Here is a 25,692-nt window from a genome sequence, read left to right as displayed (position 1 = left end):
CACGTCTGGCCCGATTACCGCGGCAAAGATCGGTCCGTGAGGACATACTGCGTCTGTGGAACCGCGCGATGGCACATCGTTCGGCAAGTACTCGATCACGCGCCTGCTCGGCCGGGGCGGAATGGGCGAGGTGTACGAGGCCTATGACACCGCCAGGGGCCGCGCCGTCGCGCTGAAGATCCTGTCCGACGGGGTTTCCCACGATCCGGCCTTCCGCGCCCGGTTTCAACGCGAGTCCCAGGCCGCGGCCATTCTGCAAGAACCGCATGTCATTCCGATCCACGACTGGGGTGAGATCGACGGCAGGCTCTACATCGACATGCGCCTCGTGCAGGGGCAGACGCTGGCGGAGGTGATCACGCAGGGCCCGCTGGCCCCCGAGCGTGCGGTCGGCATCGTCACGCAGATGGCCGCGGCCCTGGATGCTGCACACGCCGCGGGATTGATCCACCGGGATGTCAAGCCGGAGAACATCATCGTCACCCCGGCTGACTTCGCCTATCTCGTGGACTTCGGTATCGCCGAGACCAAGGGCGCCACCCGGCTCACCGAAGCCGGTAGTCAGATCGGCACCCTGAAATACATGGCGCCCGAACGGTTCAACGGCGAACCGGCCACTCCCGCGGTGGATGTGTATGCGCTGACCTGCGTGATGTACGAGATGCTGACGGGCGAGACCCCGTTCGCCGGTGACAGCCTCGAGAGTCAGGTCGCAGCGCATCTCACGGCACCGCCGCCGCGGCCTGCGACGGTCAACCCCCGGGTTCCGGCGGCATTCGACGACGTCGTCGCCCGGGGCATGGCCAAGGATCCCGATGACCGGTACGGAACCGCAGGCGGACTCGGTCGTGGCGCCCAGCGCGCGCTGCAGTTCGCAGCAACCGCACAGCACGCGGTCCCGACCGCCACCTCGCCGTCAGCCACCGGGCCGACCGACATCACCCGGTCCGACGACCGCCGTCGTTCCTGGCTGCTGCCGACCGCGATCGCCGTTGCGGCAGCGCTGATTCTCGGTGGCATCGGGGTGATCATCGGACTGCTGGCCCGGGACAACTCGGGCCAGGCGATGGGTCCGGTCGCCAAGACCGCCGAGGTGGTGCCGGGGCCCGACCAGAGCGCGCTGCACCAGTCCTGCGACGACGGCTTCAGTTTGCCGAATGCCGGCGGTTTCGGCACCCACGCCGGACGTGGAACTGCCGAAACCACATGCCTTTTCACCAAGAGCGTGCTGACGTCGTACTGGGCCCAATACGGCAACGCCAGCGGCATCCCGCGAGCGGTGTCCGCGCCGGGGGCGGTCGACTGCCGCAGTGTGCCCGGCGCGCAGTGCAATGGTTCGAATTTCGTGGTTCAGTGCCAGCAGTACCCGGGTGACAACTGGATCACGTGTACCGGCGGAAACAACGCCCGCGTTTACCTATGGTGACCCGCAGCTGCCGGCAGGCAGCGCCGCGCGATGCTCCACCAGCCAGTCCGCGATCTTCGACAGGTCGGCGACGCCGTCCTCAAAGCGTCCTGAATCGGGTTGTGCGGCAAGAGAAATCGCAGTAGCCCCGGCGGGTGTGGCGAGTACACCCAGCTGGCGCACCAGATAGCCACCGGTTGGGGACGGCCCCCAGCCGCCCTTGAACCGGGCGCCGTCGATGACGCCGATACCCCACCGCTGGGCGGCATCGACGTGCCCCATCAACGCGAAGACCGGGGCGTTCACCGGATCGCACCACGCCACCGAGATGAACCGGACCTGGTCGGCCAGCGCCCAATCCGTCTGACCGAATGCGCTGAACTCCGGCCGTGTTCGTCGCGACTGAACCGATGTCGGATCGCCGGCCTGCCGCAGGATGGCGTCGACGGCCCGCGCGGCGGTCCCGGGGTCGCCGAGCCCCGCCCAAAGGGATTCCGCTGCGGCGTTGTCGGACTCGGTGATCGCAACGGTCATTGCGGGCGTCACGACCGGCGGCTTCTCGGCGCGCAACGCCGCGATCACCAGTGGCACCTTGATGGTGGACCAGGCGGCGCCACCGCGAAGGTCGCCCAGCACCAGCGGTTGCCGCCCGCTGCCTACCGCACTGATCGCGATGCCGGCCATCGCGTGCAGCGACGACTGCAAGCGGGCGAAATCGGCGGCCAGGGAATCCTCCGGTGCGCGGCGCGGTACGTGAGTGCCGATGACGATGCCCGCCGCCAGCGCGAGCGCGCCGAACAGCGCGATACCGGCGGCCAGCCACCCGGTATGCGGGCCGCGACCAGCTGTCATCGGTCGACCATCGGGCACCGGTTGTCCGGCTGTCAACGGCTGCCGGAGATCCTTTGAGAATCCTCCAAGGCATCCGCCGGAGGCTCACCGGCATGAACATCAAGACCACAGCCGCGATGTGCTCGATCATGGCGGCCATGACCTTCAGCCCTGCGGGGCACGCGTGCACCGACGATTCCGTGCTGAACCTGCCGATGACCGACGCTGTTCGCACCGAGCTGATCCAGGCCGGTGCCGCGCTGACCGGACGGCCCGCCTCGGAGTTCCGAGAGCTGCGGCCGGGTTTCACCTACTACGCCTACGACCCCAACCCGGTGAACACGTACTACTGGGCGGCCGCGCAATTGTGGAATCCGACCACCCAGGAGGCCGCGATCCAGCTGCAGGACCAGAACAGCTACATGGTCTTTCGCAAGGGCGCCCAACCCGGCACGACGTGGCTGCCGATCGCGGTCGGCTACGGCCCGATCCGGGCGGGGATGCAGCCGTGCCCGGTGCCGCAATCCGTGCGCGACGTATGGCAGTGGCCCGCTGGCCAGTGCTACCCGGGCAAGAACTGAACGGTGCTCGCCATGGTCCGATTCCTCGTGCTGCTCGCCATGACGGCGGGTTTCATCCTGGCACCGACGGCGACCGCGTCGCCCGCCGGCCCGTGCGAGTGGGTGACCACCGCCGAGGCGGCCGACATTCTCCGCCAACCCGTGGTCGCGACACCGATCCTCGATGACCCTGCATCACCCGAATTGTCCTGTGGCTACCGGGGAACCGACGGTGGGGGCGACGGCGTCGAATCCGATCTGCGGTCACCGGGCGCCTTCAAGGTCGACGCCATGACGCAATTCGCCAAGGCGGCGACCACGGACGGCGCGACCGAAGTCGGTGGACTGGGCCTCAAGGCGGTCTGCATCTATGAGCCGACCACTACGCCGCCGTCGAGCACCGTGGTCGTTCAACTGAGCGGTGATCGGCTGTACCGGGCCACCGGGTGGTACGCCAAATCCTGCGACACGCTGGCGCGGTTTGCCCGGTTGGCGATCGGTCGGATCGGGCAGTGACGGACCGCTCTCATCGATCGATCTCGACGGTGAACTCGTGGCCGCAGATGACGATCCGGTCGCCGTCGGCCAGCGTCGCGCTGGGCCGCAGCCGCTGGCCCTGCACGTGCACACCGTTCGCCGAACGCACATCGGTGATCACCAAGCTGCTGCCGGTGTCCACGATCACCGCGTGGTGCCGGCTGACGTCGGGGTCGTTGAGCACGATGTCGTTGTCGGGCAAACGCCCGATCCGAGTAGCGGCCCGGCGCAGCACATGCCGGTGCCCGGCACCGTCGCGAAGGGCGGCGACGGCGGATTCGTCTCCTCGCGACGTGGTGAGCGTGTGGATCGCGGTCGCTTTGGCGGCCTGGCCCACATCGAGGCGGTCCTGACGCAGGATCCGCTCGTTGAGCTCGTTCACCGTCGGCCCCGGGTCGATGCCCAGATCATCGGCCAGTAGCCGCTTCAACCGGCGATGGGCGGCGAGCGCGTCCGACTGACGTTCGTCGACGTAGTACGCCGTGATCAGCTGTACCCACAGCGGTTCTCGATACGGGTGTTCAGCGACCAGCTTCTCCAACTCGCTGATCACGGAAGCGGCTCGGCCACAGGCGATCTCAGCCTCAGCACGCGCTGTCTGCGCCAGTACCTTGTCTTCGGTGAGCGCCGCGGCGAACGCCTCGGTGAAGGTGAAGTCCCGCAGATCGTCGAGTACCGGTCCGCGCCACTGGGACAGTGCCGAGAACAGCCGTGAGCCGGCCTCCTCGAAGTTCCCGGCCGCGGCGGCCTGCAGTCCCGCGGACTTCTCGGCGAGGAACCGGTCCAGATCGCACGCACCCTCGGTGACGTTGAGCCGATATCCCGGTGGTGAATTCGCCAACACACCCTGGCCGCCGCCCAACAGCCGGCGCAGATTCGACACGTAGGAGTGCAGGCTCGCGCGGGCCGCGGCCGCCGGCGATTCCTCCCAGACGGCGTCGATGAGTCCGTCGGCGCTGACCGTGCGGTTGCGGTTGATCAGCAGCACGGCCAGCACCGCGCGTTGCTTCGGAGTGCCCGGCGCGACCGGTGTGCCGCCGACGGTCACCTGCAGCGGGCCCAGCAGATCGAAGCCCAGAGCCGTCGTCATGGGCACATTGTGGCGCGATTTGAGAATCCTCCAAGCGCTCCGCCCGAAACTCGTCCCGGTTGGCCGCACCAGCGGCCCGGAGAACGGAAACCGCCATGACCGCAACTATCACACCCCGCCGGCACCGGGTACTGGCCGGCGCCGCGGTGATCGCCGCCGCGACCGGCCTGCTGGGCTGCACGGCCGCACCCGGCTCGGCCGAGCCGGGCGTCGAAATGTCCGCCGCCCAGGTCCCGTGGGATCGGGTCGGCGCGGGCTGGATGCTCGCGAGCTGGAATCCGGTCCCTGGCCGGCGGCCCGGCGAGCAGGTGCCCGACGGCGAGCCCCGCGTCGCGCCGTCCACGCTGTTCCTGCTCGACCCGAATGGGCGGCGCTACCACGTCGGCAGCCTCCCCGTCGTCGGGGCCGATCCCGCCAACGACAACCCCGGGTATCCCGTCGGCCTGGCGGACTGGTCACGCGACGGCCGGCACGCACTGCTCCAGGAGGTCGACCGGTGCCCGCAAACGCATGACGCGAAGGGTTGGCACTGCACCGATCCCAGCGCGCCCGAGGTGCGAACCACCATCACCGATATCGACCTGACCACGGGCGTACACGTCACCTTTGAGGTTCCCGCCGCCGTCGCCGGGGAGTACGCCGGGCCGACCGATCGATCGGTTCTGCTCTCGCCCGGCTACACCGAGAATTCCGCGCTGCGGCGGGTCGACCTGACCGGTGCCGAGCAGGTGCGCTATCCCACCGATCTCGGTGCCGCCGGCAGGTTCACCGGCAGCTTCCTGTCCTCGTCGGACGGCACCCAACTGGTGGCCGGTGGCGACAAGGGCATGGCGATGGTTGGCGAGGACGGGGTAGTGGGCCGGACGCTGCCGGTGCCGGACACGATCACCAAATGCCGGCCGGTTCGGTGGTGGACCCCCTCGGTGGTGCTGGCCGATTGCACCGACATCGCGTCGAAGGGCGACCAGCTCTGGACGGTGCCCACCGACGGCGGCCAACCGGCCGCACTGACCGCACCCAACACCGGTCAGAGGGATTCCGGGTTCGACCGCGACCTGCACGACGCCGATGCCTGGCAGTTGCCCGGAGGCACCTACATCCAGTCGCTGGGCGCCTGCGGCACCGTCTTCGTCTCCCGATTGACGTCCGATATGCACACCACGCCGGTGACCATCCCGGGCTTGAACAGCTCGAGCGTGGCGATCGTCGGCACGGCGGGCGACAAGCTGATCGTCGAAGGCCACGCCGGGTGCGGTCCAGGAACGTCCCTGGTCGCATTCGACCCGGCCGCCAACACCGCCAAGGCGCTGCTCGGGCCAAAGGTCAACGGCGGCTCCGTCCAGCGCGCCATCATCTACCCGGAGTGAGGAGACCGTGATGAACAAGTCGCTAGCAGCGGTAGTGCTGGTCGCCGGATTCGGAATGGTGCCTGCCGCCGCCGCGCAGTCTGCGTGCGACGCTCTCGGCGGCACCGTCGACACCGCTGCGGTCTGCCATGTCGACCGCGCCGACGCAGGTTTTCGGTTCGAAGCCAGCTTCCCGGCCGGTTATCCCGATCAGCAGGCGCTCACCGACTACCTGACCGGGCAACGCGACCGGATGGCCGACTACGCGGCGAAGATCCCGCCCACCGGGCGGGGGACCGGCTACGCACTGTCGATCACCGGCAAGCCGTACCACTCCGGCGCGCCCGTGGCAGGCACGCAGAGCGTCGTCTTCGCCGCCCAGAACGATTCAGGCGCCGCAAACGAGGGCAGGCCGTCCACGTCGTACACCGCGTTCAACTACGACCTGGGCCGCGGCGCTCCGATCACGTTCGCAACGCTGTTCAAGCCGGGTACGACGCCGGCCGACGTGCAGGCCGCGGCGCCTGACCTGCCGGCTCCGGATGACTTCGGCGTGCACGGCTACCGCAACTTCGCGCTGACCGACGAGGCAGTCGTGGTGTTCATCGATCAAGACTTCCTGCACGCGGGACGGCGTTCGATCTCGATACCCCGCACCGCGCTCGCGGCACTGCTGGCCTAAGGGACGTCGGTGTACTGCCAGCTCGCTCCGGTGTTGGAGAACGTGAAGCCCTTGCCGGTCTGTTCGCTCACGCACGAGATGCCGGTCTGCTGTGCAATATTGCAGCGGAATCCCGCGGCGGCAAGAATCTTGTTGAACGGCAACGTCTTCGGCGTCCCCGACGACGGTTTGAACTGCTCGCTAGGCACCGAGGTGAACTGCGGATCGCCTTGCGTGCTGACCGCGATCGAGTTGGGCGCGACGCTTTGCCCGCTGTCGTCGGTCACCGTCTCCGGCGCACCCGCGACGCCGATGCGTCCGGTCCCCGAGCTCGACTGGCAGCCAACCCAGGTGCGGGGGACGATCACGCAGCGCCAGCTGCCGCTCGGGCTGGCGAAGTAATAGCCCGAGTGAGTGTCGTCGGTCCTGGTGTAGAAATCGAACGCGTTGACCAGTTTGTCATTGCTGGGGCGAGCCGAGGTCGTGGCAGCTTCTGGTGGCGCCGTTTGCTCGCCGGTCTCTTTGGTGGTGACGATCGGGTTGGAACAGCCGGCCAGGGCCAGCACGGCGGCACCCAGGACGAACAGTGGCCGGGATCCTCGCACGGGATGCCAGCGTAGTCGCCGACCGGAAACCGCCGTGACGGCGCATCGGCCCGCATGGAACAATCGCAGGCCGTGAAGACCTTCGAGGAACTGTTCGCCGAACTGGGGGAGCGAGCCCGCACCCGGCCCGCGGGCAGCGCCACCGTCGCTGCGCTCGACGGCGGTGTGCACGCCCTCGGCAAGAAGATCCTCGAGGAGGCCGGCGAAGTGTGGTTGGCCGCCGAGCACGAGTCCGACGAGGCGCTGGCCGAGGAGATCAGCCAGCTGCTGTACTGGGCACAGGTGCTGATGGTCGCCCGCGGACTGACCCTCGATGACATCTACTCCAAGCTCTAGGTGGCTGCCATGTTGCGCGTTGCCGTCCCCAACAAGGGAGCACTGTCCGAATCGGCCGCCGAGATCCTGTCGGAGGCCGGCTACCGCCGGCGCACCGATCCGAAGGACCTCACCGTCATCGATCCGGTCAACGGTGTCGAGTTCTTTTTCCTGCGGCCCAAGGACATCGCGATCTACGTGGGATCCGGGCAGCTCGACTTCGGGATCACCGGCCGCGATCTTGCCGCCGAATCCGACGCGCCGGTGACCGAGCGGCTGGCCCTGGGCTTCGGTTCGTCCAGCTTCCGCTACGCGGCGCCGGCCGGGCGGCAATGGACGGTCGCGGACCTGGCGGGCAAGCGCATCGCCACCGCTTACCCGAATCTTGTCCGAAAAGATTTGGCAGGCAAGGGAATTCAAGCGACAGTCATCCGGTTGGACGGTGCCGTCGAGATCTCGATCCAGCTGGGCGTGGCTGATGCGATCGCCGATGTCGTGGGGTCCGGCCGGACGCTGCGGCTGCACGACCTGGTGGCTTTCGGTGAGTCGCTCTGTGATTCGGAAGCGGTACTGATCGAGCGGGCCGGTAACGGTGACGACGAGAATCGGGCCGCGCGCGAGCAGCTGGCGGCTCGCGTACAAGGTGTGGTGTTCGGCCAGCAGTACCTGATGCTCGATTACGACTGTCCGCGTACGGTCCTCGAGCGTGCCACCGAGATCACCCCGGGGCTTGAGTCACCCACGATCGCGCCGCTTGCCGACCCGGACTGGGTGGCGGTACGCGCCCTGGTGCCGCGTCGCGACGTCAACGCGATCATGGACGAGCTCGCGGCCATCGGGGCCAAGGCGATTCTGGCCTCCGACATCAGGTTCTGCCGCTTCTGATTCGTTCCGCGGTGGCCAGTCAGCGGTGTTAGCGTCCTCTACGACACCTCCGGTCGAAGGGCTGCCATGAACTACGTGCTTCTCGCTCTGCTGTTCGCACTACTCATCGGCATCGTGGCAGGCCTGCGCGCGATGACGCCGCTGGCGGTCCTGGCCTGGGGAGCGATGCTCGGCTGGATCAACCTCGCGGACGCCCCGCACGGGCACTGGTCGTCCTGGCTCGGCAACATCATCGCTGTGGTCGTGTTGAGCCTTCTCGCGCTCGTCGAACTCGTCACCGACCAGTTGCCGAAGACTCCGAGCCGTAAGGTGCCCGCGCAGTTCGGTGCGCGCATTGTGATTGGCGCGCTTGCCGGTGCGGTGATCGGCACCCCGTTCGGTCACATCTTCAGCGCCATCGGTGGGGGCATGATCGGCGCGGTTCTCGGAACCATGGGTGGTGCGCAGGTCCGGGGCGCGCTCGGTGCGAAGTTCGGCAAGGACCGCCCCGCGGCTCTTCTCGAGGATGCGGTCGCGATCATCGGCGGGTTCCTCGTCGTGTATCTCGCCGGGGTCAGCCTGGCGTGACACGTCCGGTGGACAGGAGCGAAGCGACCCGGGAAGTGACACACTTCGATGCCATCATCGTCGGTGCGGGGCAGGCCGGTCCGCCGTTGGCAGGGCGGCTGACCGACGCGGGCCAGACCGTCGCGGTCATCGAACGCAAACTCGTCGGCGGAACGTGCGTCAACTCCGGGTGCATTCCGACCAAGACCCTGGTGGCCAGCGCGCACACCGCCCATGCCGCACGCCGCGGCGCCGACTACGGGGTACTCACCGGTGACATCTCGGTCGACATGGCGAAGGTCAAGGCGCGCAAGGACGGAATCGTGCAGGGCGACCGCAGCGGCGTCGAGTCGTGGATCGAGGGCATGCCGGGGTGCACCCTGATCCGCGGGCACGCCCGGTTCGAAGATCCCCACTCCATCCGCGTCGGCGACGACGTCCTGACGGCGGACCGGATCTTCCTCAACGTCGGTGGCCGGGCGGTGGCGCCCGACCTGCCGGGGCTGTCCGACATCGACTATCTGACCAATGTCGGCATCCTCGAACTCGACATCGTGCCTGAACATCTGGTGATCGTCGGTGGCAGCTACATCGGTCTGGAGTTCGCCCAGATGTATCGCCGGTTCGGCGCCGATGTCACCGTGCTCGAACGCGGACCGCGGCTCACCCCGCGCGAGGACGACGACGTCTCCGCAGCGATCGAGCAGATCCTCACAGCCGAGGGCATCACCGTCGTCACCGGAGCATCGGATCTACGATTCAGCAAGCGCGACAACGGTTTTAAAGTGATCCCGAATGACGGGGCGCAGCCCATCGTCGGCACACACCTGCTGGTGGCGGTGGGGCGTCAACCCAACACCGACGACCTCGGCCTGGACCGGGCCGGCGTCGAGCTGGACAGCCGCGGCTACATCGTCGTCGACGACCAATTGCGCACCACTGCCGAGCACATCTGGGCGATGGGGGACTGTAACGGCAAGGGCGCCTTCACCCACACCTCTTACAACGACTTCGAGATCGTGGCGGCCAACCTGCTCGACGACGATCCGCGCCGGGTCAGTGACCGGGTGCCGACCTACGCCCTCTACATCGACCCGCCGCTGGGCCGGGCCGGCATGACCGTCGACCAGGTGCGTAAGTCGGGCCGGCGTGCGCTGGTCGGCAAGCGGCCGATGACGAGGGTCGGCCGGGCGGTGGAAAAGGGTGAGACCCAGGGCTTCATGCAGATCGTGGTCGACGCCGACACCGAGGAGATCCTCGGTGCCGCCATTCTCGGTGTCGGCGGCGACGAGGTCATTCACTCGATCCTGGACATCATGACCGCCAAAAAGCCCTACACCGCGATCTCGCGCACCATGCACATCCACCCGACGGTCAGCGAGCTGGTGCCCACCATGCTGCAGGAGATGACACCGCTGACCTAGGCGTGAGTTCTCTTGCTGCCGCCGCGACCATGTGCCGCAGTGTGTTTGGCACCGAGCGGCCGGCGCAGTGGCTGCGGCGCCGCCTGCCTTGATGACTCCGTTGATGTTGATGCCGGGGCCGGATTTGATGAGGAACTGGTTGCTCGTGAACAACGCACCGGCGACCGCCAGGGGACCGTCGCCGGCCTGAATCATGTTGTTGGACCCCAGAACGCTGAAGACCGAATTCGCTGTGCCCTGTGCCGTTGTCGTGACGAAGGCCTGGTACGTTCCCAGATTGGTCGCGCTGCTGAACCTGCCGAATGCTTGGACAAAGCTCTGGTCGCCGGTGTTGAAGGCGACATTGCCGGTGCCGAAACTGAGCACCTGTGAGCCAGTGCCGAAGAGATTCACCGCGGCGGAACCGTCGCCCAGGGCTTCGGCGTTGGAGCTTCCGATCGAAACGGCGAGGTTCAACACCTCTGTCGGGGCCGCACCGGCGTGAGTGCTGGCGTTGGTTCCGGCCGACAGGGCCACCCCCAGACTGGTTGCGTTCGCACTGCTGCCTGCGCCGACCGAGGTCGCCGAGTTGAACCAGCCATAGGCACCCGCAAAGCTGCCATCGCCCAGCGCCACAGCAGTCCCGAGACCGCCCTCGGCGTGGGCCTCGGCGCCTGCGCCGATCGCGATCGCGATCGTGGTGGGGCTACTGGTGCACTGCGAGGTGTTGCCGAAGCCGAACGCCGAGGCGCACGTGGCGTTGGCCGTGCCGGCGCCCAGTCCGACGGTCATGGCGCCGGCCGTCACCGCACCGAGTGCGATCGAGAGGTATCGGTTCATGACCGGAGAGAATATTGGCAAGTCACGCGATTAACTGACGGATCCGAAAAATTCGGGCCCTTCTGGGTTGGCCCCCGCTCTGGCATGCTGTTGGGCATGACTGAGCCGCAGTTCGGAGGCACCGAGGGCGCCCCGCCGCCCAACTACCAGCCCCCGCCGAGTTACCCGATGCCGCCGCAGTATCCGGGCCCGGGTGGCTACGTCGACCCCTCGGCGCCGTTCGGCCGTCACCCGGTCACCGGCGAACCGCTGTCGGACAAGTCCAAGGTGGTTGCCGGACTACTGCAATTGCTGGGGCTGTTCGGTCTGGTCGGCATCGGCCGGATCTACCTGGGCTACACCGGACTGGGCATCGCCCAACTGCTCGTCGGGCTCGTCACCTGCGGGATCGGCGCGGTCATCTGGGGCATCGTGGACGGAATCCTGATTCTCACCGACAAGGTGCGCGACCCGCAGGGACGCCCCCTGCGCGATGGATAGCATCCAGCACCGTCGCACAACCCGGCTCTACACCGGGATAGGTACCGGCGCGTTGGCGGTCGGTGCGCTCACCTACGTCGGCATCGCCGACCCGCACCGGCCCGGCTCACTGTTCCCGCCGTGTCCGTTCCGGCTGCTCACCGGCTGGAACTGCCCTGCCTGCGGCGGTCTGCGGATGACCCACGACCTGCTACACGGTGACCTCGGAGCCGCCGTCGTCGACAACGTGTTCCTGCTGATCGGCCTGCCCCTGCTGGCCATCTGGACCATCTGGCGGATCCGGCGGGGGAAGCGGGCGTTTCCGCTGCCGGTGATCCTTGTGATCGCGGCCGCGGCGCTCACCTGGACGGTGATCCGCAACCTCCCCGGGTTTCCGCTGGTGCCCACTTTTATTGCGTAGTAGCACCTTAACCGCGCTGATACACTGGCGCTCGAACCATCGGGCCGGTGCAGTCCTGAGACATCACACGTCAGACTGCGGCAAGGCCATTCATTCCGCGCAACGCGCACACCACCTTCCCGCCGCATGACCGACCGCGGAGGAGCGTGGAATGCTGTTCTCAGCACTTCCCGAAGCGCAGGGTCTCTACGACCCACAACACGAGTCCGACTCGTGCGGTGTGGCGATGGTGGCCGACATCAAGGGCCGACGGTCGCACCGGATCGTCGCCGACGGACTGACCGCTCTGGAGCACCTCGAACACCGCGGCGCCGCCGGAGCCGAGCCGAACAGCGGGGACGGCGCCGGGATCCTGTTGCAGTTGCCGGTCGAGTTGCTCACCGACGTCGTGGAGTTCGACCTGCCCGCACCAACGATCGACGGCTGCAACACCTTTGCCGCCGGTATCTGCTTCCTGCCGCAGGATCCGGGCGATCGGCGGGTCGCTGTCGAGCGGATCGAGGCCATCGCCTCGGAGGAAGGCCTGGAAGTCCTCGGCTGGCGCAGCGTACCCGTCGATCCCGCGGGCGCCGAAGTCGGCGCGACCGCACTGGGCTGTATGCCGCACATGTCGATGCTGTTCGTCGCCGCGCCGGAGCGAAACGGCGCCCGCCCGGGCGGAATCGACCTCGACCGCCTGGTTTACCCGCTGCGCAAGCGGGCTGAGCAGGGCAGTGTCTACTTCCCGTCGCTGTCCAGTCGCACCATCGCATACAAGGGCATGCTCACCACGATGCAGCTGCCCCTGTATTTTCCCGATCTGCGCGACGAACGCTGCCGCAGCGCGATCGCGATCGTGCACAGTCGCTTCTCCACCAACACGTTTCCGTCCTGGCCGCTGGCGCACCCGTTCCGCTTCGTGGCCCACAACGGTGAGATCAACACCGTGCGCGGCAACCGTAACCGCATGCACGCCCGCGAAGCCATGCTCGCCAGCGACACGATTCCCGGTGACCTGAGCCGGCTTTCGCCGATCTGCACACCCGACGCCTCGGACTCGGCATCCTTCGACCAGGTGCTCGAACTGCTGCACCTCGGCAGCCGAAGCCTTCCGCACGCGGTGATGATGATGATCCCCGAGGCGTGGGAGAACAACACGAACATGGACCCGGCCCGCCGGGCGTTCTGCCAGTACCACGCATCGCTGATGGAGCCGTGGGACGGCCCGGCCTGCGTGACGTTCACCGACGGCACCGTGGTGGGAGCGGTGTTGGACCGCAATGGGTTACGTCCAGGGCGGTGGTGGCGAACGATCGATGACCGGGTGATCCTCGCCAGCGAGAGCGGCGTGCTGGACATCCCACCGGGCGAAGTGGTGGCCAAGGGCCGCTTGGAGCCGGGCAAGATGTTCTTGATCGATACCGCCGCCGGGCGCATCGTGAGCGACGACGAGATCAAGGCTCAGCTGGCTGTCGACCAGCCGTACGCCGAATGGCTGCATGCCGGCCTGCTCGACCTGGCGACCCTGCCCGCCCGGACGCGGGTTGCACCCAACCACGAATCGGTGGTGCGCCGCCAGATCGCCTTCGGCTACACCGAAGAAGATCTGCGGATCATGCTCACCCCGATGGCGGCCGCCGGCCAGGAGCCGCTCGGCTCCATGGGCACCGACACCCCGGTGGCGGTTCTCTCGCAGCGGCCCAAGCTGATCTACGACTACTTCGTCGAACTGTTCGCTCAGGTGACCAACCCACCGCTGGACGCCATCCGCGAGGAGATCGTCACCTCGATGGCCCGCGTCATGGGTCCCGAGCAGAACCTGCTCGAGCCGACCGCGGCCTCCTGCCGCCAAATCCTCTTGCACTCACCGGTTCTGGACAACGACGAGCTGAACCGGATCGTACACATCAACGACGACGGCGAACAGCCCGGCCTCAAAGCCGCTGTCCTGCGGGCGCTCTACGATGTGGAGCGCGGGGGTGAAGGCCTGGCCGAGGCCATCGAGGAGCTGCGGCACAAGGCGTGTGAGGCGATCGCCAGAGGCGCGCGCACCCTGGTGCTCTCCGACCGCGACTCCGACCACACGCGGGCGCCGATCCCCTCACTGCTGGCCGTCGCCGCGGTGCACCATCATCTCGTGCGCACCAAGCAGCGGACCATGGTCGCGCTGGTCGTGGAAAGCGGTGACGCCCGCGAGGTCCACCACATCGCGCTGCTGATCGGTTACGGGGCGGCCGCCGTCAACCCGTATCTGGCCTTCGAGTCGATCGAGGACCTCATCCGCGAAGGCGAGCTCACCGGGATCGATGCCGGCACCGCGGTCCGCAACTACCTCAAGGCGCTCAGCAAGGGCGTGATGAAGGTGATGAGCAAGATGGGCATCTCCACCGTCGGGTCCTACACGGCGGCACAGGCTTTCGAGGCCATCGGGCTGTCGAAAGACGTGGTCGACGAGTATCTGACCGGAACCGTCAGCCAGCTCGGCGGTGTCGGGCTCGACGTGCTGGCGGACGAGGTCAAACAGCGGCACCGCCGCGCCTACCCCGAGAACCCGACCGAGCGGGTGCACCGCAGGCTCGAGGTCGGCGGCGAGTACCAGTTCCGCCGGGAGGGCGAACTGCACCTGTTCACGCCGGAAACCGTTTTCCTGCTGCAGCATTCGACCCGCACCGGGCGGAACGACATATTCGCCAAGTACTCCGAGGAAGTCAACCGGCTCTCCCGCGAGGGCGGAACGCTGCGTGGTCTGTTCGATTTCAAGAAGGGGCTGCGGCCGCCGGTCCCGCTACACGAGGTGGAGTCCGTCGACGCGATCTGCGCCCGATTCAACACCGGCGCGATGAGTTACGGCTCGATCTCCCAGGAAGCCCACGAAACCATGGCGATCGCCATGAACAACCTCGGTGGGCGGTCGAACAGTGGGGAGGGCGGTGAAGACACCGACCGGCTGTACGACCCGCGCCGTCGCAGTGCCGTCAAACAGGTGGCCTCCGGCCGATTCGGGGTCACCAGTGACTATTTGGTCAACGCCACAGACATCCAGATCAAGATGGCCCAGGGTGCCAAGCCCGGCGAGGGTGGGCAGCTGCCCGGTTTCAAGGTGTATCCCAACATCGCCAAGACGCGGCACTCCACGCCGGGCGTCGGCCTGATCTCGCCGCCGCCGCACCACGACATCTACTCCATCGAAGACCTGGCGCAGCTGATCCACGACCTCAAGAACGCCAACTCGCAGGCCCGGATTCACGTCAAGCTGGTGAGCTCCGTCGGGGTCGGCACCGTGGCGGCCGGGGTGTCGAAGGCGCACGCCGACGTGGTGTTGATCTCCGGATACGACGGCGGCACGGGTGCGGCGCCGCTGACCAGCCTCAAACATGCCGGGGCGCCGTGGGAGATCGGCCTGGCCGACACCCAGCAGACCCTGATGCTCAACGGGCTTCGCGACCGCATCACCGTGCAATGTGACGGTGGCCTGCGCACCGCTCGCGACGTCATGGTCGCCGCGCTGCTGGGCGCCGAGGAGTTCGGCTTCTCCACCGCACCGCTGGTGGTGGCCGGCTGCATCATGATGCGGGTCTGCCACCTCGACACCTGCCCGGTCGGAGTGGCCACCCAAAACCCGGAACTGCGAGCACGTTTCAACGGCAAGCCGGAGTTCGTCGAGAACTTCTTCCGGTTCATCGCCGAGGACGTTCGGGCAATGCTGGCCGAACTGGGCTTCCGCAGCATCGACGAGGCCGTCGGCCATGCCGAGGTGCTCGACACCGCCGACGGGGTGGCGCACTGGAAGGCCAAGGGTCTGGACCTGAGCCCGATCTTCGCGGTGCCGGAGACGGCGTACGACCACCGCCGCCGCATGCGCGACCAGGAGCACGGCCTCGAGCATGCCCTCGACCAGACCCTGATCGCTCTTGCCGAGGGGGCGCTGGAAGACGCCCACCCGGTGCGCCTGGAACTGCCGGTGCGCAACGTCAACCGCACCGTCGGCACCCTGCTGGGCTCGGAGGTCACCCGCCGCTACGGCGCTCAGGGCCTGCCGGATGACACCATCCACATCACGCTCACCGGCTCGGCCGGCCAGTCGATCGGGGCGTTCCTACCGCCCGGTATCACCCTCGACCTGATCGGCGACGCGAATGATTATGTGGCCAAAGGTCTTTCCGGCGGCCGCGTGATCGTCCGTCCGCCCGACGACGTGCTGTTCCTGCCCGAGGACAACGTGATCGCCGGCAACACGCTGCTGTACGGGGCGACGGCGGGGGAGGTGTATCTGAACGGCCGGGTCGGGGAGCGGTTCGCCGCCCGCAACTCCGGTGCGCTCGCGGTGACCGAAGGCGTCGGCGATCACGCCTGTGAGTACATGACCGGCGGGCGCGTCGTCGTCCTCGGCCGCACCGGACGCAACCTGGCGGCCGGAATGTCCGGGGGCATCGCCTATGTGCTGGGCCTCGACCCGGCCATGGTCAACACCGCGATGGTCGAGCTGCAGAACCCGGATCCCGACGATTTGGCCTGGCTGCACGATGCGGTGGTCCGCCACGCCCGTCACACCGGCAGCACGCTCGCCCGTTCGGTGCTCTCCGATTGGCCAAGGCGCAGTGCGCAATTCACCAAGATCATGCCCACCGACTACCGCAAGGTGCTCGAGGCCACCCGGATGGCCAAGGCCGAAGGGCGTGACGTCGACACCGCGATCATGGAGGCAACCCGTGGCTGATCCCACCGGATTTCTGAAGGTCCCCAGGATCGAGGCCGCCAAGCGGACCGTCGATGAACGGGTCGGCGACTGGCGCGAGGTGTACGAGCAACAGGACCCGGGGGAACGTGCCGGGGAAGTTGCCCAACAGGCACGTCGTTGCATGGACTGCGGAATCCCGTTCTGCCACTCCGGAACTGCAGGCTGCCCGCTGGGCAACCTGATCCCCGAATGGAACGACCTGGTCCGCCGCGGCCGCTGGGATGCCGCCAGTGAACGCTTGCACGCGACCAACAACTTCCCGGAGTTCACCGGCCGGCTGTGCCCGGCGCCCTGCGAGGCGGCCTGCGTGCTGTCCATCGCCGACGACCAGACCGGCGGCAGTGTGACGATCAAACGCATCGAGAACACCATCGCCGACCAGGCCTGGCGGCTCGGCATCGTCGAGGCGCAGCCGGCCGCGATCGGCACCGGCCGCAACGTCGCCGTGGTCGGCTCCGGGCCGGCGGGGCTGGCCGCCGCCCAGCAGCTGACCCGGGCCGGGCACCACGTCACCGTCTACGAGCGCGACGACCGACTGGGCGGCTTGCTGCGCTACGGCATCCCGGAGTACAAGCTGGAGAAGGCCACGCTGAACCAGCGGCTGGCTCAGATGCGCGCCGAGGGGACCCGCTTCGTCACCGAATGCGAAGTGGGCGTGGATGTCTCGGTCGACGAATTGCGTGACCGGTTCGACGCCGTCGTCCTGGCGGTCGGGGCGTTGCGCGGGCGTGACAACGACGTGGAGGGCCGCCACCTCGGCGGGGTCCACCTGGCGATGGAGCATCTGGTCCCGGCCAATCGGGAGTGCGAGGGCGACGGGCCGTCGCCGCTGTCCGCGGCGGGCAAGCACGTGGTGATCATCGGCGGCGGCGACACCGGTGCCGACTGCCTGGGCACCGCACACCGCCAGGGCGCAGCATCGGTGACCCAGCTGGACTACAACCCCCAACCGCCGGATGTCCGCGATGACGAGCTGTCCCCATGGCCGACGTGGCCTCTGGTGCTGCGCACCTCGCCCGCGCACGCCGAGGGCGGCACCGTCCACTATCAGGTCGCCGTACAGCGCTTCGTCGGTGACGAGGACGGCAACGTGCGCGCCATGGAGATCGCCGAAGTGAAGGTCGAACGGGTCGACGGCCGGCGGGTCATCACACCGGTCGGTGAGGTGATGGAGATCCCGTGCGATCTGGCGCTGCTGGCCATCGGTTTCGAAGGTGTCGAGCACATGCCACTCCTCGACGACCTCGGTATCGCGTTGAGCCCGCGGGGGGTCATCAGCTGCGGATCGGATTGGCAGACCGAGGCACCCGGTGTGTTTGTTTGCGGTGACGCCCACCGGGGCGCGTCGCTGGTGGTGTGGGCGATCGCGGAGGGTCGCGCGACCGCACACGCGGTCGATGCGTATCTCATGGGCGAGTCCGATCTCCCGGAGCCGGTACGGCCCCACCAATTGCCGTTGGCGGTCGGCTGAGTGAATAGCGTGCTGCCCTCATCTGGATCGGTCGAGATGCCCGTGAACCGGGACTATGCTGGGTCGTCGTGAGTAGACGCGGGAAGATTGTCTGTACCCTCGGCCCGGCCACCAGCACCGATGAGTCGGTGAGAGCTCTGGTCGATGCCGGCATGGATGTAGCCCGCCTGAACTTCAGCCACGGCGACTATGTCGATCACGAGGCGGCCTACAAGCGGGTTCGCCAGGCCTCCGATGTGACTGGGCGTGCTGTCGGCATTCTCGCCGACCTGCAGGGACCCAAGATCCGGCTGGGCCGCTTCGCGGACGGTCCGACGTATTGGGCCAACGGCGAGACGGTGCGGATCACCGTCGAGGAATGGGCGGGCACTCACGACCGGGTGTCGACCACGTACAAGAACCTGGCCCGGGATGCCCAGCCGGGTGACCGCCTGCTGGTTGACGATGGCAAGGTGGCGCTGGTCGTCGAGCACATCGACGGCGACGACGTGGTGTGCACCGTCACCGAGGGTGGTCCGGTCAGCAACAACAAGGGCCTGTCGCTGCCCGGCATGAACGTGTCGGTGCCGGCGCTGTCGGAGAAGGACATCGAGGACCTCGAATTCGCGCTGCGCCTCGGCGTGGATCTGGTGGCGTTGTCGTTCGTCCGCTCACCGGCCGACGTCGAGCTGGTGCACGAGGTGATGGACCGGGTCGGTCGTCGTGTTCCGGTGATCGCGAAGCTGGAAAAGCCCGAGGCGATCGACAATCTCGAGGCGATCGTGCTGGCCTTCGACGCCGTGATGGTGGCCCGCGGCGACCTCGGCGTCGAGCTGCCGCTGGAGGAGGTGCCGCTGGTGCAGAAGCGGGCCATCCAGATGGCCCGCGAGAACGCCAAGCCGGTGATCGTCGCGACCCAGATGCTCGAGTCGATGATCGAGAATTCCCGGCCCACCCGCGCGGAGGCCTCTGACGTCGCCAACGCCGTGCTCGACGGTGCGGACGCGGTCATGCTGTCGGGGGAGACCTCGGTGGGCAAGTACCCGCTGGAGGCGGTGCGGACGATGGCTCGGATCATCGGTGCGGTCGAGGAGAATTCGACAGCCGCACCGCCGCTGACCCACGTCCCGCGCACCAAGCGCGGCGTCATTTCGTATGCCGCCCGCGACATCGGCGAGCGGCTGGACGCCAAGGCGCTCGTTGCATTCACGCAGTCCGGCGACACCGTGCGGCGCCTGGCCAGGCTGCACACCCCGCTGCCGCTGCTCGCGTTCACCGCCCTGCCCGAGGTGCGCAGCCAGCTGGCGCTGACCTGGGGAACCGAGACGTTCATCGTCGGTCACATGGACACGACCGACGACATGATCCGCGAGGTCGACCGCTCGATGCTCGAACTGGGCCGCTACAAGCGTGGTGACCTGGTGGTCATCGTCGCAGGTGCACCGCCGGGCACAGTAGGCTCGACGAATCTGATTCACGTCCACCGGATCGGTGAGGACGACCACTAAGGAAGAGAGACTCTTGGCCAACGCGGACCTCGATGAGCTGCTGGCCATTCTCGATCTCTCCCCGATCGGCGATGACGTGTTCGCCGGCGCCCACCCGCACAAGAACCCCCCGCGCACCTTCGGTGGGCAGCTCATGGCGCAGGCGTTCGTCGCGGCCACCCGCACACTTCGTCACGAGATCGCGCCGAGCGCGTTGTCGGTGCACTTCATCGCCGGCGGTGATCCGGCCGCCGACATCGAATTCCACGTCGTACGACTGCGTGACGAGCGGCGTTTCGCCAACCGGCGCGTCGACGCGATCCAGGATGGCACGCTGCTGGCCACCGCGCTGGTGTCGTACACGTCTGCGGGCAGCGGACTCGAACACGGCGTACCGATGCCCAGTCTGCCCGCGCCGGACACGCTGCCCACGATCGACGAGCTGCTCGTCGGATACGAAAAAGTGGTGCCCGGATTCGTCGCGGCGCTGCGCCCGATCGAGTGGCGCTACACCAACGAGCCGTCCTGGATCATGCGCGAAAAGGGCGGCACGCTCACCGCAAATCAGGTGTGGCTCAAGGCAGATGGCGCGATGCCGGACGACCCGACACTGCACACCGCCGCGATGATCTATTCATCGGACACCACGGTCCTCGATTCGATCATCACCACCCACGGACTGTCCTGGGGCTGGGACCGCATCTTCGCGGTGACGGTCAACCACTCGCTGTGGTTCCACCGGCAGGTCGACTTCTCCGACTGGGTGCTCTATTCCACGAATTCACCGGTCGCCGCCGAATCGCGCGGCCTGGGCACCGGCCACTTCTTCAGTCCCTCCGGAGACGTGGTGGCCACCGTGACTCAGGAAGGCATCGTGAAGCACTTCCCAGGAAATGCCTGATAGAGGGCGTATTGTTCCTCGTGTGACCGAACCGCCGGTTCAGGTTGCGCAACGTCTGCGCGCCAGGGAGCGGGTTGTCGTGCATGTCGACACCCTGGCTGCCCGCTGGGTGGGCGCGCTGGCGTTGTTGATCGCCGCGAGTTGGCTCACCGTGCTGATGATCCGCGCACATCACCACCACACCCATTGGAACTCGGATAGCCGCGTCGCCTGGTCGTTGACGATTCTGGCCGCCGTCGCGCTGATCGCCCGCGGCATCTTCCTGGGCCGGCCGGTGACCGCAGCACATGCGATCACGGCCGCGATGTCGGTGCTGGCCGGTTTCGCTGCCCATCTGCTGGCCTTCGACGTGACCGGCAACGTGTTGGTCGCGATGTCGGGCCTGCTGCTGATGTGGCCGATGACCGCGCGACCGGACCCGTCGCAGCTGGCCCGGGTGTGGGCGCTGGTCGATGCGACCAGCGGTGATCCGGTTGCCCCGTTCACGATGCAGAGCCTCAAGAGCTATTTCTTCTGCGCCGACGGCACCGCCGCGATCGCCTACCGCACCCGGCTGGGCTACGCCGTGGTCAGCGGCGACCCGATCGGCGACGAATGTCGATTCGACGAGTTGGTCGGTGACTTCGTCGGCATGTGTCGCACCCACGGCTGGCGGGTGGTGGTGTTGGGCTGTGGCCAGCGCCGGCTCGGGCTGTGGCAGGACCGGGCGGTGATCGGGCAGACGCTGCGGCAGGTACCGATCGGCCGCGACGTGGTGATCGATGTGCCGGCATTCGACATGGTGGGCCGCAAGTTCCGCAATCTGCGCCAGGCGGTGCAGCGCACCCACAACTTCGGTATCAGCACCGAGATCGTCGCCGAATCCGAACTCGACGACCGGCGACTGGCCGAGCTCACCGACGTGCTTCTGTCGTCGGCCAAGGGGTCGCGCACCGAGCGTGGCTTCTCCATGATTCTCGACGGAGCGCTAACCGGTCGTTATCCCGGCGTCCTGCTGATCATCGCGCGGGACAAGGCCGGCCGGGTGCAGGGATTTCACCGCTACGCGGTCGCCGGTGGCGGCAGCGATGTCACCCTCGACATCCCCTGGCGGCGCCGCGGCGCCCCGAACGGCATCGACGAGCGGTTGTCGGTGGACATGATCGACGCGATGAAATCGACGGGTACACAACGACTCTCACTGGCGTTCGCGGCGTTTCCGGAGATCTTCAACGACAAGGAGCGGGGAGCTCTCAGCACGTTCTTCTACACGGCGATCCATCTCGGTGACTCGCTGATCGCGCTGGAGTCGCTGTACCGGTACCTACGCAAGTTCCATGCCCTCGGCGATCGCCGGTACGTGCTGCTGCCGCTGAGTCAGGTGCTGCCGCTTCTGGTGGTGTTGCTCTCGCTGGAGTTCCTGCCGCGGCGGCGGCGACTGCCCACGGAGTCCCCGGAGGACGACCGATAGGTCCCTACGGCGTCGGCGTCAAAGTGACGCTGAACTTGTTCTCCACGGACTGCTTGAATTCGTCGGCGCACTGCTGAACCTGCTGCTGGTCCTGGCCGGCCTTCTGCAGGCAGTCGATGTAGTCCGTGGCGCCCACTTCCTTGAACACGCCGACCCAGACGGCGATGAACGCCAAGCCGACGATGATCGCCAGGAATCCGAGGATGATGCCGGCGAGCGCCACGCCGCCGTTATTGGCCTCACCGCGCTTGACCCGGCCGCGGCCGGCGAAGCCGATGATCACCGCGACGATGCCCAGAATGATGCCGCCGACCACCGAGAACGACGACAGCAGCGCGACGATCGCGATGACCAGTGCGGCGACGCCCAGGCCATTGCGCGGGCCGGTGGGCGGTGGCGTGTAGCCGGCATACGGCTGCGGCGGGGCCGGCGGGTAGCCGCCGGGGTACTGGCCGTAGGGCGGGGCAGGATAGCCGGGGGGCGGCGGCGGTGGTGCGGCCTGCTGGGGTGGCGGGGTGGACTGCTGAGGTGCCTGCTCTGGGGGCTCAGTCATGGACTGCACGTTACCTGCCGTTGCCGATCGATAGTCGCGGACAGGCGAGGTCGATACCAACTTGATGGCTGGCGACCACCACGGTGCGCCGCGGGCCCAGCAGCCGGCCGTCGAACAGGGCGGTCAGGATGCGTTGGCCGTCGGCGGCATCGAGATGTTCGGTCGGCTCATCGAGCAGGACGATCGGTGCCGGGGACAGCAATACCCGCGTCAGCAGCAGCCGGCGGCGCTGGCCCGCCGACACCGCGGCCGCACCGCCACCGAGAACGGTGCTCAATCCGTCGGGCAGACCGGCCAGCCAGTCGTCAAGTCCGACCGCGGTGAGCGCATCGGTGAGTTCGGCATCGGTGCAGTCGCCACGCGCCACCAGGAGGTTGTCCCGCACGGTGGTGCTGAATAGGTGAGCGTCTTCGGCGAAATAGCAGATGGCGCTGCGTAATTGAGATTCGTTGAGCTCGCCGGTCGGTTTGTCGTCAATGCTGACGGTGCCATCAACCGGTGGGAGCAGCCCGGCCAGGGTCATCAACAGAGCCGTCTTGCCGGAGCCGCTGCGGCCGGTAATCGCCAGGCGGGCACCGGGTTGCAACGTCAGCGTGACGCGTTCACCCGCAGGGCCGCCGGGATAGCCGGCACGCACGTCGGCTCGCAGGACGGGCGTCTGCAGGGGTGCGGTGACAGCGACTGTCGATTGCGTGGCGGGCGCGGGAAGCAGCTCGCGCAGTCGTGCTGCGGCGATCCGTGCCCGGGTCAACGCGACCGCCGCGCCGGGCAGTGCGACGGTGGCCTCGAACGCCGAGAGGGGCAACAACATCAGCACCGCCAGCGTGGTCGGTGCGGTGTGCGCGGCGATGCCGATTCCGGCGACGACCGCGCCGATGACGCTGGCTCCGATGGCGAGGGTCGGGACCGCGGCCGCCGCCGCGGCGGGTGCCGCCGCGTGGTCCATCGCCGAGCCCCACTCGCGCTGTCGCTCTTCGGCTTCGGCGATCACCGCCGGCAGCCGGCCGGCGACCTGGAGCTCGGCGGCATGCTCGAGTGCGGTGACGGCGGCGATATCGCGCCCGGACTGTTGCCGGCGGGCGGCCGCTTCCTGCGCTCGCGCCGCGCGCGCGGCCAGCCCGGGTGCGAGCACACCGGCGACCAGCAGGCACAGCGCGAGGACGACGGCCGCGGCGGGGGAGATCACCGCGATGACGGCGGTGGCGGCGACGCCGAGCACGGCGGCGACACCGATCGGGACGTATGCCCGCACTGCGACGTCGGCGACGGTGTCGACATCGGTGCCGACCCGGGCCAGCAGGTCACCGCTGTGCAGCCGCGCGGTGACGTCCGCTGGCCCGTGGGCCAGCCGGCGGTAGACCTCGCTGCGTTCGCCGGCAGCCGCGCGCAGCGCGGTGTCGTGTGACGCCAGCCGCTCGCAGTAACCGAACACGCCGCGCGAGATACCCAGCGCGCGGACAGCGACCACGGCGATCGACAGGTCGAGCACCAGCGGCATCTGCCACGCGCGGGTGATCAACCAGGCGGACACCCCGGCCAGAGCCAGTGCGCTGCCCAGCGCCAGCGTGCCGAGCGTGATGGCCAGCAGCAGCCGGCGCCTGTCAAACGCGGGCATGCTGATCGGACTCTACCGTGATGACGTGATCGGCGATCCGCACCACACTGTCACGATGGGCGACCATGATGACGGTTGCCCCGTCCTCGGCGCGCTGGCGGATAGCCTGCAGCACAGTGTGTTCCGTGGCTTCGTCCAGGTGTGATGTGGGTTCGTCCAGCAGCAGCACGGGCGCACGGGAGCCGAGCGTCCGGGCCAAGCCCAGCCGCTGGCGCTGGCCCAGTGAAAGTCCCACGCCACCCCGGCCCAGCACTGCGTCCATACCGCCGGGCAGTGTGCGCAGCACTTCGGTGAATCCGGCTGCATCGCAGGCACTTTGCGGGTCGACGAGCGGGCCGAACAATGCCAGGTTGTCCGCGACGGTGCCCGGGATGATCACCGGACGTTGCGCCAGCCAGGCCAACTGGCGCCACCAGGCAGGGCGGTCCAGCTCCTCGACGACGACACCGCCGACGGTGACCCGGCCGTGGGTGGGGGTGAGCAGCCCGGCGATCGCGAGCAGGGTGGTGGTCTTGCCTGCGCCGTTGGCGCCGATGAGCACGGTGACTTCGCCGGGCAGTAACCGGCCGGACAACTGGTGCGGCGAGGTCCCGTCGCGACCGGCGACGCTCAGCCCGTCGAGGACGATATCCGCGCCGGCGGCCGTCACGGTCCGGGTTCCCGTCGGTGGCTCGGGGTTCTGCTCGATCAGGGCGAACGCTTTGTCGGAGGCGGCTTTTCCGTTTTGCGCGGCGTGGAATTCGACGCCGACGCGGCGCAGCGGCCAGAACACGTCGGGCGCGAGCAGCAGTACGGTCAGCCCGGCCGCCAGGCTCATCTCACCGAACACCAGTCGCAGTCCGATGCTGACCGCGATCAGTGCCACGCCGAGGGTGGCGATCAGTTCCAGGACCAGCGCTGACAGGAAAGCGATGCGCAGGGTGGCCATCGCCGAACGGCGATGCGCCGCAGCGAGTGTGGCAATGCGCTCGGCCGGACCATCGGCGCGGCCGAGCGCGCGCAGGGTGGGAATGCCGGCGATCAGGTCCATCAGCCGTGCCTGCAGCGTGGTCATCGCCTCCAGCGCCGCCGCCGAACGATCCGCGGTGGCCAGTCCGATCAGCACCATGAAGATCGGAATCAGCGGCAGCGCGACGAGCACGATCACCGCCGACTGAATGTCGTTGAACGCGATCACGATCACCGTCGCAGGGGTGAGGATGGCCGCCAGGAACAGTGCGGGCAGGTATGCGGTGAAGTACGGTCGCAGACCGTCGAGTCCGCCGGTGATCACCGTCGTGGCGTCGTCACGTTCGCGCGACCCGGGCGGCAGAGCGGTGACCGCGCGCAGCACTCGGCCGGCGAGGTCGGCGATCACCGCACTGGCGCCGCGCTGGCCGAGTCGGCCCTGCAGCAGGAGGATCAGCGCTCGAAGCAGCCACAGGCCCGCCAGGATCACCAGCTCGGTGCGCCAGTGGGCCACGCTGCGGGTGGCCGGATCGGTGATGACACCGGCCACCAGATGGCCGAGGACCACGGCGCCGGCGATGGCGCATCCGGCGATCAGCGTGCCGCAGCCGACCGTCGCGACCAGATACCGGCGCACGGCGGACGAGGCCCGCCACAGTCGTGGGTC

The 25,692-nt window shown here is 68.0% G+C and carries 23 protein-coding genes; 17 read left to right on the top strand and 6 right to left on the bottom strand.

Annotated elements, in window-relative coordinates; translation table 11 throughout:
- Positions 1 to 55: 55 nt before the first annotated feature.
- Positions 56 to 1,426 (top strand): serine/threonine-protein kinase, encoded by a 1,371-nt coding sequence (locus AB431_RS18355; RefSeq protein ID WP_047331145.1) that lies wholly within the window; start codon positions 56 to 58, stop codon positions 1,424 to 1,426.
- Here the strand turns inward: AB431_RS18355 and AB431_RS18350 are convergent.
- Complete coding sequence (locus tag AB431_RS18350) at positions 1,418 to 2,257, bottom strand: hypothetical protein (protein WP_047331144.1); 840 nt, start codon at positions 2,255 to 2,257, stop codon at positions 1,418 to 1,420. The genes AB431_RS18355 and AB431_RS18350 overlap by 9 nt on opposite strands.
- 92 nt (positions 2,258 to 2,349) lie before the next feature.
- Between AB431_RS18350 and AB431_RS18345 the strand changes: the two genes are divergently transcribed.
- Positions 2,350 to 2,817: a hypothetical protein gene (locus AB431_RS18345; protein ID WP_047331143.1), complete on the top strand. Its 468-nt coding sequence runs from the start codon at positions 2,350 to 2,352 to the stop codon at positions 2,815 to 2,817.
- Between the two features lie 12 nt (positions 2,818 to 2,829).
- Positions 2,830 to 3,312 (top strand): hypothetical protein, encoded by a 483-nt coding sequence (locus AB431_RS18340; RefSeq protein WP_144418303.1) that lies wholly within the window; start codon positions 2,830 to 2,832, stop codon positions 3,310 to 3,312.
- A 10-nt stretch (positions 3,313 to 3,322) separates the two neighbouring features.
- Here the strand turns inward: AB431_RS18340 and AB431_RS18335 are convergent, their stop codons facing one another.
- Complete coding sequence (locus tag AB431_RS18335; RefSeq protein ID WP_047331141.1) at positions 3,323 to 4,423, bottom strand: BTAD domain-containing putative transcriptional regulator; 1,101 nt, start codon at positions 4,421 to 4,423, stop codon at positions 3,323 to 3,325.
- A 95-nt stretch (positions 4,424 to 4,518) separates the two neighbouring features.
- On the opposite strand from AB431_RS18335, the gene AB431_RS18330 reads away from it, so the two are divergent.
- Together AB431_RS18330 and AB431_RS18325 are read left to right on the top strand one after the other, a co-directional pair.
- A complete protein-coding gene (locus AB431_RS18330) occupies positions 4,519 to 5,790 on the top strand; it encodes a hypothetical protein (protein WP_047331140.1) in 1,272 nt (423 codons plus the stop codon).
- Positions 5,791 to 5,800: 10 nt separating this feature from the next.
- Positions 5,801 to 6,451 (top strand): hypothetical protein, encoded by a 651-nt coding sequence (locus tag AB431_RS18325; protein ID WP_047331139.1) that lies wholly within the window; start codon positions 5,801 to 5,803, stop codon positions 6,449 to 6,451.
- On the opposite strand, the gene AB431_RS18320 is transcribed toward AB431_RS18325, so the two are convergent.
- Positions 6,448 to 7,035: a hypothetical protein gene (locus AB431_RS18320; RefSeq protein WP_047331138.1), complete on the bottom strand. Its 588-nt coding sequence runs from the start codon at positions 7,033 to 7,035 to the stop codon at positions 6,448 to 6,450. The genes AB431_RS18325 and AB431_RS18320 overlap by 4 nt on opposite strands.
- Positions 7,036 to 7,089: 54 nt before the next feature.
- Between AB431_RS18320 and AB431_RS18315 the strand changes: the two genes are divergently transcribed.
- The 12 genes from AB431_RS18315 (at position 7,090) to AB431_RS18260 (ending at position 21,909) form a co-directional block, all read left to right on the top strand.
- Positions 7,090 to 7,371 (top strand): phosphoribosyl-ATP diphosphatase, encoded by a 282-nt coding sequence (locus AB431_RS18315; RefSeq protein WP_047331137.1) that lies wholly within the window; start codon positions 7,090 to 7,092, stop codon positions 7,369 to 7,371.
- Between the two features lie 9 nt (positions 7,372 to 7,380).
- Positions 7,381 to 8,235, top strand: coding sequence for an ATP phosphoribosyltransferase (hisG, locus tag AB431_RS18310; protein WP_047333551.1), 855 nt, complete (start codon positions 7,381 to 7,383; stop codon positions 8,233 to 8,235).
- A 66-nt stretch (positions 8,236 to 8,301) separates the two neighbouring features.
- Positions 8,302 to 8,802, top strand: a complete 501-nt coding sequence (locus AB431_RS18305; RefSeq protein ID WP_047331136.1) for a DUF4126 family protein — start codon at positions 8,302 to 8,304, stop codon at positions 8,800 to 8,802.
- Positions 8,803 to 8,837: 35 nt separating this feature from the next.
- Positions 8,838 to 10,205, top strand: a complete 1,368-nt coding sequence (locus tag AB431_RS18300) for an FAD-containing oxidoreductase (RefSeq protein ID WP_144418302.1) — start codon at positions 8,838 to 8,840, stop codon at positions 10,203 to 10,205.
- Positions 10,206 to 10,250: 45 nt separating this feature from the next.
- Entirely contained in the window at positions 10,251 to 10,577 is a 327-nt protein-coding gene (locus tag AB431_RS30480) for a hypothetical protein (RefSeq protein WP_144418301.1), read from the top strand.
- A gap of 531 nt (positions 10,578 to 11,108) precedes the next feature.
- Positions 11,109 to 11,504 carry an NINE protein gene (locus AB431_RS18290; RefSeq protein WP_047331134.1) on the top strand — a complete coding sequence of 132 codons (396 nt, stop codon included), beginning with the start codon at positions 11,109 to 11,111 and terminating at the stop codon, positions 11,502 to 11,504.
- Entirely contained in the window at positions 11,497 to 11,904 is a 408-nt protein-coding gene (locus AB431_RS18285) for a DUF2752 domain-containing protein (protein ID WP_047331133.1), read from the top strand. Before AB431_RS18290 ends, AB431_RS18285 begins: the two co-directional genes overlap by 8 nt.
- A gap of 151 nt (positions 11,905 to 12,055) precedes the next feature.
- On the top strand, positions 12,056 to 16,600 hold the full coding sequence (gene gltB, locus AB431_RS18280) for a glutamate synthase large subunit (RefSeq protein ID WP_047331132.1): 4,545 nt from the start codon (positions 12,056 to 12,058) through the stop codon (positions 16,598 to 16,600).
- Positions 16,593 to 18,092, top strand: a complete 1,500-nt coding sequence (locus AB431_RS18275; RefSeq protein WP_047331131.1) for a glutamate synthase subunit beta — start codon at positions 16,593 to 16,595, stop codon at positions 18,090 to 18,092. The genes gltB and AB431_RS18275 overlap by 8 nt, the downstream gene beginning before the upstream one ends.
- A 68-nt stretch (positions 18,093 to 18,160) precedes the next feature.
- On the top strand, positions 18,161 to 19,579 hold the full coding sequence (pyk, locus tag AB431_RS18270; RefSeq protein ID WP_047331130.1) for a pyruvate kinase: 1,419 nt from the start codon (positions 18,161 to 18,163) through the stop codon (positions 19,577 to 19,579).
- A gap of 13 nt (positions 19,580 to 19,592) precedes the next feature.
- A complete protein-coding gene (locus AB431_RS18265) occupies positions 19,593 to 20,459 on the top strand; it encodes an acyl-CoA thioesterase II (protein ID WP_047331129.1) in 867 nt (288 codons plus the stop codon).
- Positions 20,452 to 21,909: a bifunctional lysylphosphatidylglycerol flippase/synthetase MprF gene (locus AB431_RS18260; protein WP_047331128.1), complete on the top strand. Its 1,458-nt coding sequence runs from the start codon at positions 20,452 to 20,454 to the stop codon at positions 21,907 to 21,909. Before AB431_RS18265 ends, AB431_RS18260 begins: the two co-directional genes overlap by 8 nt.
- Before the next feature lie 4 nt (positions 21,910 to 21,913).
- On the opposite strand, the gene AB431_RS18255 is transcribed toward AB431_RS18260, so the two are convergent.
- From AB431_RS18255 to cydD, 3 genes are read right to left on the bottom strand one after another with little or no spacing between them, the layout of a single operon-like run.
- The gene (locus AB431_RS18255) at positions 21,914 to 22,462 is read right to left on the bottom strand and encodes a DUF4190 domain-containing protein (protein ID WP_047333549.1); all 549 of its coding nucleotides are present in this window, start codon (positions 22,460 to 22,462) and stop codon (positions 21,914 to 21,916) included.
- A gap of 10 nt (positions 22,463 to 22,472) precedes the next feature.
- Positions 22,473 to 24,077 carry a thiol reductant ABC exporter subunit CydC gene (gene cydC / locus AB431_RS18250; RefSeq protein ID WP_047331127.1) on the bottom strand — a complete coding sequence of 535 codons (1,605 nt, stop codon included), beginning with the start codon at positions 24,075 to 24,077 and terminating at the stop codon, positions 22,473 to 22,475.
- Complete coding sequence (gene cydD, locus AB431_RS18245) at positions 24,064 to 25,662, bottom strand: thiol reductant ABC exporter subunit CydD (protein ID WP_047331126.1); 1,599 nt, start codon at positions 25,660 to 25,662, stop codon at positions 24,064 to 24,066. The genes cydC and cydD overlap by 14 nt, the downstream gene beginning before the upstream one ends.
- Positions 25,663 to 25,692 lie beyond the last annotated feature (30 nt).

It is taken from the genome of Mycobacterium sp. EPa45 (assembly GCF_001021385.1).
Taxonomy (GTDB): domain Bacteria; phylum Actinomycetota; class Actinomycetes; order Mycobacteriales; family Mycobacteriaceae; genus Mycobacterium.
This window is presented reverse-complemented; position numbering and strand designations above follow the sequence as displayed.

What these genes read in the sequence shown, in the direction of transcription:
- AB431_RS18340 (WP_144418303.1), top strand. Translation starts at nt 2,830, where the DNA reads ATGGTCCGATTCCTCGTGCTGCTCGCCATGACGGCGGGTTTCATCCTG.
- AB431_RS18325 (WP_047331139.1), top strand. Translation starts at nt 5,801, where the DNA reads ATGAACAAGTCGCTAGCAGCGGTAGTGCTGGTCGCCGGATTCGGAATG.
- AB431_RS18255 (WP_047333549.1), bottom strand. Translation starts at nt 22,462, where the DNA reads ATGACTGAGCCCCCAGAGCAGGCACCTCAGCAGTCCACCCCGCCACCC.
- gltB (WP_047331132.1), top strand. Translation starts at nt 12,056, where the DNA reads ATGCTGTTCTCAGCACTTCCCGAAGCGCAGGGTCTCTACGACCCACAA.
- cydC (WP_047331127.1), bottom strand. Translation starts at nt 24,077, where the DNA reads ATGCCCGCGTTTGACAGGCGCCGGCTGCTGCTGGCCATCACGCTCGGC.
- AB431_RS18305 (WP_047331136.1), top strand. Translation starts at nt 8,302, where the DNA reads ATGAACTACGTGCTTCTCGCTCTGCTGTTCGCACTACTCATCGGCATC.
- AB431_RS18330 (WP_047331140.1), top strand. Translation starts at nt 4,519, where the DNA reads ATGACCGCAACTATCACACCCCGCCGGCACCGGGTACTGGCCGGCGCC.
- AB431_RS18350 (WP_047331144.1), bottom strand. Translation starts at nt 2,257, where the DNA reads ATGACAGCTGGTCGCGGCCCGCATACCGGGTGGCTGGCCGCCGGTATC.
- hisG (WP_047333551.1), top strand. Translation starts at nt 7,381, where the DNA reads ATGTTGCGCGTTGCCGTCCCCAACAAGGGAGCACTGTCCGAATCGGCC.
- AB431_RS18260 (WP_047331128.1), top strand. Translation starts at nt 20,452, where the DNA reads ATGCCTGATAGAGGGCGTATTGTTCCTCGTGTGACCGAACCGCCGGTT.
- AB431_RS18345 (WP_047331143.1), top strand. Translation starts at nt 2,350, where the DNA reads ATGAACATCAAGACCACAGCCGCGATGTGCTCGATCATGGCGGCCATG.
- AB431_RS18315 (WP_047331137.1), top strand. Translation starts at nt 7,090, where the DNA reads ATGGAACAATCGCAGGCCGTGAAGACCTTCGAGGAACTGTTCGCCGAA.
- AB431_RS18285 (WP_047331133.1), top strand. Translation starts at nt 11,497, where the DNA reads ATGGATAGCATCCAGCACCGTCGCACAACCCGGCTCTACACCGGGATA.
- AB431_RS18290 (WP_047331134.1), top strand. Translation starts at nt 11,109, where the DNA reads ATGCTGTTGGGCATGACTGAGCCGCAGTTCGGAGGCACCGAGGGCGCC.
- AB431_RS18335 (WP_047331141.1), bottom strand. Translation starts at nt 4,423, where the DNA reads ATGACGACGGCTCTGGGCTTCGATCTGCTGGGCCCGCTGCAGGTGACC.